Below are 6,354 nucleotides of genomic sequence, written 5' to 3' on the forward strand. Positions count from 1 at the left end.
AGATCCGTTTAGTGTGTGGAAATCTCTTGTTCACAAGGAGTTCATGCATGAGGCGTAGGTCCTTCCTGGCCACCACCGGAGGCGTGCTCGCGAGCGGCATCGCCATCAACACCCTGGGCGCGCACGCCGCCTGGGCAGACGCGGGACGGCGATCACCCCGTTCCGGCTACGCGGGATACGGCGAGCTGCAGCGCACCCCCACCACCAACACCGGGGAGGAACTGCTCGCCCTGCCCGCCGGATTCTCCTACGTCGTCTTCGGCAAGACGGGCACGCCGATGTCCGACGGCGTGCCGACGCCGATGGCGCACGACGGCATGGCCGCCTTCCCCGGCACCCGCTCTCACACGGTCCGGCTGATCCGCAACCACGAGGTGCGCACGCCGCCCGGCTACCCGGACGGCCGCGTGCACGTGCCGGGCTCGCAGCGCTACGACGAGCTGGGCGTCGCCGGCACCACCACGCTGGAGGTGGACCTGCGCACCGGCGAGCTGTTAGGTCACTTCGTCAGCCTCAACGGCACGATCGCCAACTGCGCGGGCGGCCGCATGCTGCACAACCGGGGCTGGCTGTCGTGCGAGGAGACGTGGGCCGGTCCGCAGCAGGGCTGGCAGCGCAAGCACGGCTACGTCTTCGAGGTGCCGCTGCACGGCCCGGAGCCGGGCAGCCCGGCCGCGTCCATGCCGCTCACCGCGATGGGCCGCTTCTCGCACGAGGCCGTCGCCGTCGACCCGTACACCGGGTACGTGTACGAGACCGAGGACGATCCGGGCAAGCCCGACGGGTTCTACCGGTTCCGCCCCCGCAACCCGCGCGACCTGTCGGCCGGCGGCGTGCTGGAGATGCTCAAGATCGTCGGCGTGGACGGCTACGACTGCCGCGAGGGCCAGCGGATGGGCGCCCGGCTGCCGGTCGAGTGGGTGCGGATCGACGACCCGGACCCCGACCTGGAGAACGGCGCGGCGACCTGCGCGCAGCAGGGGCTGGCCAAGGGCGCGGCCAAGTTCAACCGGCTGGAGGGCTGCTGGTGGGGTGACGGGGCGGTGTTCTTCAACTCCACCAGCGGCGGCGACGCCAAGACCGGCGACGGCCCCGACGAGGAGGGCTACCTGAAGGGCTACGGCCAGGTCTGGCAGTACGTGCCCGGCCGCACCGGCGGCACGCTCGTGCTGGTGTACGAGTCGCGCGGGCGCAAGGAGCTGGACTCGCCGGACAACCTGACGTTCACCCCGCGCGGCGGCATCGTGCTGTGCGAGGACGACGCGTCGGAGGACGACGACCCGCACCCGCTGGCTCCGGGCCTGACCAACGTCAACCGGCTGATCGGGCTGGACCCGCGCGGGGGTGAGCCGTTCGAGTTCGCGGTGAACATCGCCGACGACAGCGAGTTCGCGGGGGCGTGCTTCAGCCCGGACGGCTCGGTGCTGTTCGTCAACCAGCTCGGCGGCACCCGGTCGCTGGACCCGCCGGGCCGGACGTACGCCATCCGCGGCCCCTGGTGGAGAGGGCCCCTATAGACAGCGGCGGCCACGCCGTCAACCGCAGGATTGTCCGGAATCTCGCACATTCCCTGGGCCGGCCGGGGCTTCTCAGCAGGGAACCGCGGTAATACGTTCCCTTCAGCACGCCTCGGGGGAAACGGGTGCTTCAGGCTGTCCCATGGGAAGTGCGAAATGATCATGCGTCTTCGTCAAGGCGTCATCCGTGCCCTGGCCGTGGCCACGGCCATCGCCGTGCCCCTCGCCCTCGCGCCACCGGCCCACGCCGGGGGGCACGTGGACGACGCCTTCGCCAGGCTGCTGGTGAAGAAGGTCAAGGGCGTCAACGTCAACAAACATCTGAAAACCTTCCAGGCGCTGGCCACGGCCAACGGCGGCAACCGGGCGGCCGGCACGCCCGGTTACGACGCCTCCCGCGACTACGTGGCCGGCAAGCTGCGCCAGGCCGGCTACAAGGTCTCGCTCCAGCCGATCAACTTCGTCGAGGGCTGGACGGAGAACTCCCCGCCGCTGCTCGGCTCGTACACGCCGAACGAGGACTTCTACACCTTCCAGCCGTCGCCCGCCGGGGACGTGACGGCGGTCGTGCAGGGCGTGGACCTGACGCTGCCGCCGTCGCCGGCGCCGTCGTCGACCAGCGGCTGCGAGGCGTCGGACTTCGCCGGCTTCCAGGCGGGCAACATCGCGCTCATCCAGCGCGGCACCTGCCCGTTCGCGACGAAGATCCGGCTCGCCGGGTTCGCCGGGGCGTCCGGGATCATCGTGTTCAACGAGGGCCAGCCGGGCCGCACCGAGGCGAACCCGCTGGACATCGGCGAGTGGCGGGCCGGGGTGCCGATGGTCTACGCCGACTTCGCCGTCGGCCAGGCGCTGGCGGCGACGCCGGGCACGCAGGTCAGGCTCAAGGTGGACGCGACGCTGACGCTCGGCACCGACGAGAACGTGATCGCCGAGACGCGGGGCGGCGACCCGCGCAACGTCGTCATGGTCGGCGGCCACCTCGACAGCGTCCACGAGGGACCGGGCATCAACGACAACGCCTCCGGCAGCGCCGCCATCCTGGAGACCGCGCTGCAGATGCGGCACTTCCCGGTCAGGAACAAGGTGCGCTTCGCGTTCTGGGCCGCCGAGGAGATCGGCCTGCTGGGCTCGGACCAGTACGTCGAGAGCCTGAGCCAGGCCGAGCGGGACCGGATCAGGCTCTACCTGAACTTCGACATGATCGCCTCGCCCAACCACGCGACGTTCCTCTATGACGGCGACGACTCCGACGCCACCGGCGCGCCCGCGGGGCCTGCCGGGTCCGCGGAGATCGAGGCCGGGTTCGAGGACTTCTACGAGGCCCGCCGCCTGCCCACGATCGGCACCGACTTCGACGGCCGCTCCGACTACGGGCCGTTCATCGCGGTCGGCATCCCGTCGGGCGGCATCTTCACCGGCGCCGAGCAGATCAAGACGCCCGAGCAGGCCGCGCTGTTCGGCGGCACGGCGGGCGTCGCGTTCGACCCCTGCTACCACCAGGCGTGCGACACGCTGTCGAACGTCAACGCGACGGCCCTGGACGTGAACTCCGACGCGATCGCGGACTCCACGGCCAGGTACGCCTTCAGCCTGCGGGACATCCCTCGCCGCCCGGCCGCCACCACGGCGGTGCTGTCGGCGCCGGACGCCCGCGAGTGACCTCCCGCCCCCGCCGGTCCCGGGACCGGCGGGGGCACGTCAGCCCGGGAGCATGCCGAGCTGCCGCATCTGCGCGGCCACGTCGACGACCGCCCAGGTCTCGGCGAGCCGCCCACCGGCGAACCGGGCGATGAGGATCTCCTTGTACGTGACGGACCGGCCGGTGGGCGCCAGACCCATGTACTCGCCCAGGTGCGTGCCGGTGCAGGTGTTCCTGGTGACGACCTTGTCCCCTTCGGCGATCACGTCCTCGACCTCGACGCGCAGGTCGGGGAAGGCGCTGTGCAGGGTCAGCAGCACCTCCTTCAGCGCTTCGACGCCCTCCGTCCGGATCGGCAGCGGCGTGCGGATCAGCACGCCCGGGTCGACGATCTCGTCGATCGTCCTGGCGATGAACTCGGCGTCCCCGGAGCTGACGGCGTCGTGGAAGCGCCGGAGGGTGGCCTTGTTGGCCTCGGCGATGGCGGACATGTGGTTCTCCTTGTCGGTAGGGCCGAACCGCCCCCGGACGACGAGCGCGGCGAGCACGCTCCGCGGGAGCGCGTTCCTACCCAGGGGACGAACGGGCGGCGGCCGCCGGGACAGGGTCAGAGCTGTTCGAGCCGCCGGGTGAGGAACCGCCGCTCGGGGGCCGACACGGCCAGGTCGAGCGCCCGCCGGTAGGCGGCCCTGGCCTCGCCGTCGCGGCCGAGCCGCCGCAGCAGCTCGCCGCGCGTGGAGTGGAAGTAGAGGTAGCCGTCCAGGTCGAGCCGGTCGACGGCGCGCAGCGCCCCGGCCGGGTCGCCGGCCTGGGCGAGCGCCACGGCCCGGTTGAGCTCGACCACCGCCGAGCCGGTCAGCGCCGCCAGCCGCCGGTACAGCTCGGCGACCTGCGGCCAGTCGACCCGCTCGTGCGCCTGGAGCGAGGCGATGGCGGCCTGGACGACGTACGCGCCGCGCCCGCCCAGCGCGATCGCCCGGTCGAGCACCGCCCGGCCCTCGGCGATCCGGTCCAGGTCCCACAGCGACCGGTCCTGGTCGTCGAGCAGCACCAGGTCCTCGCCCCGCTCGCCGGCGAACCTGGCCCGCCGCCGGGCGTGGTGGATGAGCATCAGCGCCAGCAGCCCGTACGTCTCGGGCTCGTCCGGCAGGAGCGCGGCCAGCACCCGTCCCAGGCGGATGGCCTCGGCGCCGAGGTCGACGCGGCCGCTGTAGCCCTCGTTGTAGATCAGGTAGAGGACGGCCAGCACGGCGTCGAGCCGTTCGGGCAGCAGGTGCGCGCCCGGCACCGTGAACGGGATGCCGGCCGCCTTGATCTTGGTCTTGGCGCGGGTCAGGCGCCGTTTCATGGTCTCCTCGGACACCAGGAACGCGCGGGCGATCTCGGCGGTGTTCAGGCCGCCGAGCGCGCGCAGCGTGAGCGCCACCTGGCCCTCCAGGGGCAGCGCCGGATGGCAGCAGGTGAAGATCAGCTCAAGTCGCTCGTCCTTGATCAACGTGTCGTCGACCTCGTCCACGGTGGCCTCCGGCTCCGCCAGCAGGTGCATCTTCCCGGCCAGGGCGCGCTCCCTGCGGAGCCGGTCGATCGCCCGGTTGCGGGCCGTCGTCACCAGCCACGCGCCCGGCGAGTCGGGGGGCCCGGTCCTCGGCCAGGTCCGCGCCGCCACGGCGAACGCCTCCTGGGCGGCGTCCTCGGCCCGGTCGAAGTCGCCGAGGAACCCGACCAGCGAGGCCACGACCCGGCCCCACTCGTCGCGGAACGCCTCCTCCAGCACCGTTCTCCTCCGATCCGCTCCGATCAGGTCAGGGCTGGGCCAGCGGCCTGATCTCCACGGTGCCGCCGAGCCGCACCGCCGGGATGCGCGCCGCCAGCTCCGCCGCCTCGTCCAGGTCGGCCGCCTCGATCAGGCAGAACCCGCCGAGCACCTCCTTGGTGTCGGCGAACGGCCCGTCGGTCATCAGCGTCCGGCCGCCCGCCAGGCGCACGCAGGTCGCCGTCTCCGCCGGCTGCAACTGCGCCGCCGAGACGAACCGGTCGTCCTCGGCCAGCGCGCGGTAGTCGGCGTGGGCGGCCTCGCGCTCGTCGTCCGGCAGCCCCTCCAGGTGGCGGGGCTCGCTGTAGATCATCAAGGCGTACTGCATTGCATCCTCCGCGGCATGGGTTCCCCATCTTCACGACGAACGGGCGGCGCCGGAAGGGACACCCACCGCCCCGCCGACTTCCCGATTCCGCCGCTACCGAAAATCTGTCACGGCCGTAGTAGACATTTGGTGGCGAGGGGGCTAGTCTTTCTGACATCGCAAGGAACTGATTCGCCGGGCGGCAGCAGTAAGCACCACGACGAACCGCCCGGAGTATTGGATGGCAGAAGGTCGGACGTGACGGGCCAGCGCAGTGGTTAGGGGCCCCGACCGTGGACGCGCTGCCGCAAGTGAAGGTGGACAAAGGTCCGGAAGAGAAAGATGAAGGGAGTGTTGACGCCATCGGGATCGCCCGTTGCCGGCTGAGTCTCGCCGCTCGGGTACCGCAGTTCCACAGTTAGGAAGGTGGTCTACGGTCACGCATCCGCGATCCGCGCATCACCGCCGCCCAGCGCGGTGGATGCGGAAAAGATGAGCCGGCCTGATGGCCGGTAGATGGTGTTGAACTCTTCGGGGCCCCGGCGCGACCTGCGCCGGGGCCCCCTGTTCGCGTTTCGGAAAGGAATGTATGGATCAACGCCGTTCGAACGCCGAGGGTGACACGCTCGCCCGCGGCAGGATCACCGAACCGGCCGAACCGGCCGAACCCACGGCCGGGGACCGGTTCGACGACGAGGACTACCCCGCCTACAGCATGGGCGCGGCAGCCGAGATGCTGGGCGTCACCCCGACGTTCCTCCGGGCTCTGGGCGCCGCCAAGCTGATCGAGCCGAAACGCTCCGGTGGCGGCCACCGGCGCTACTCCCGCTACCAGCTTCGCCTGGCCGCCCGGGCCCGCGAGCTCGTCGACCAGGGCACTCCGGTCGAGGCCGCCTGCCGGATCATCATCCTGGAGGACCAGCTCGCCGAGGCGCTGCGCATCAACGCCGCGTACGAGCGCGAGCGCGCGGCCCGGAACCGCTAGTGAGCTGGTTTTGAGATTCGGTCGCAGTAGCGGCAGATGCGATCGAGGATCTGGTCAGCGGTCTTGGTCCACCTGAACGGCTTGGCATCC

General features: G+C 71.3%; 6 protein-coding genes. 3 read left to right on the forward strand and 3 right to left on the reverse strand.

Annotated features, from left to right (window positions below; translation table 11 throughout):
• Nucleotides 1-47: 47 nt before the first annotated feature.
• A complete protein-coding gene (locus AB0J53_RS32720) occupies nucleotides 48-1,517 on the forward strand; it encodes an alkaline phosphatase PhoX (protein ID WP_364179523.1) in 1,470 nt (489 codons plus the stop codon).
• A gap of 162 nt (nucleotides 1,518-1,679) precedes the next feature.
• Complete coding sequence (locus AB0J53_RS32725) at nucleotides 1,680-3,179, forward strand: M28 family metallopeptidase (protein ID WP_364179525.1); 1,500 nt, start codon at nucleotides 1,680-1,682, stop codon at nucleotides 3,177-3,179.
• 39 nt (nucleotides 3,180-3,218) lie between these two features.
• Here the strand turns inward: AB0J53_RS32725 and AB0J53_RS32730 are convergent, their stop codons facing one another.
• From AB0J53_RS32730 to AB0J53_RS32740, 3 genes are all read right to left on the reverse strand, one after another.
• A complete protein-coding gene (locus AB0J53_RS32730; protein WP_364179527.1) occupies nucleotides 3,219-3,650 on the reverse strand; it encodes an ester cyclase in 432 nt (143 codons plus the stop codon).
• Nucleotides 3,651-3,766: 116 nt separating this feature from the next.
• Nucleotides 3,767-4,933 (reverse strand): sigma-70 family RNA polymerase sigma factor, encoded by a 1,167-nt coding sequence (locus AB0J53_RS32735; protein WP_364179529.1) that lies wholly within the window; start codon nucleotides 4,931-4,933, stop codon nucleotides 3,767-3,769.
• 28 nt (nucleotides 4,934-4,961) lie between these two features.
• A complete protein-coding gene (locus AB0J53_RS32740; protein ID WP_364179531.1) occupies nucleotides 4,962-5,300 on the reverse strand; it encodes a YciI family protein in 339 nt (112 codons plus the stop codon).
• A gap of 694 nt (nucleotides 5,301-5,994) precedes the next feature.
• Here AB0J53_RS32740 and AB0J53_RS32745 point away from each other — a divergent pair.
• The gene (locus AB0J53_RS32745) at nucleotides 5,995-6,264 is read left to right on the forward strand and encodes a MerR family transcriptional regulator (RefSeq protein WP_219508417.1); all 270 of its coding nucleotides are present in this window, start codon (nucleotides 5,995-5,997) and stop codon (nucleotides 6,262-6,264) included.
• The last annotated feature ends 90 nt before the right edge of the window (nucleotides 6,265-6,354 follow it).

Source organism: Nonomuraea sp. NPDC049725 (assembly GCF_040674795.1).
GTDB classification, from domain to species: Bacteria; Actinomycetota; Actinomycetes; order Streptosporangiales; family Streptosporangiaceae; genus Nonomuraea; species Nonomuraea ceibae.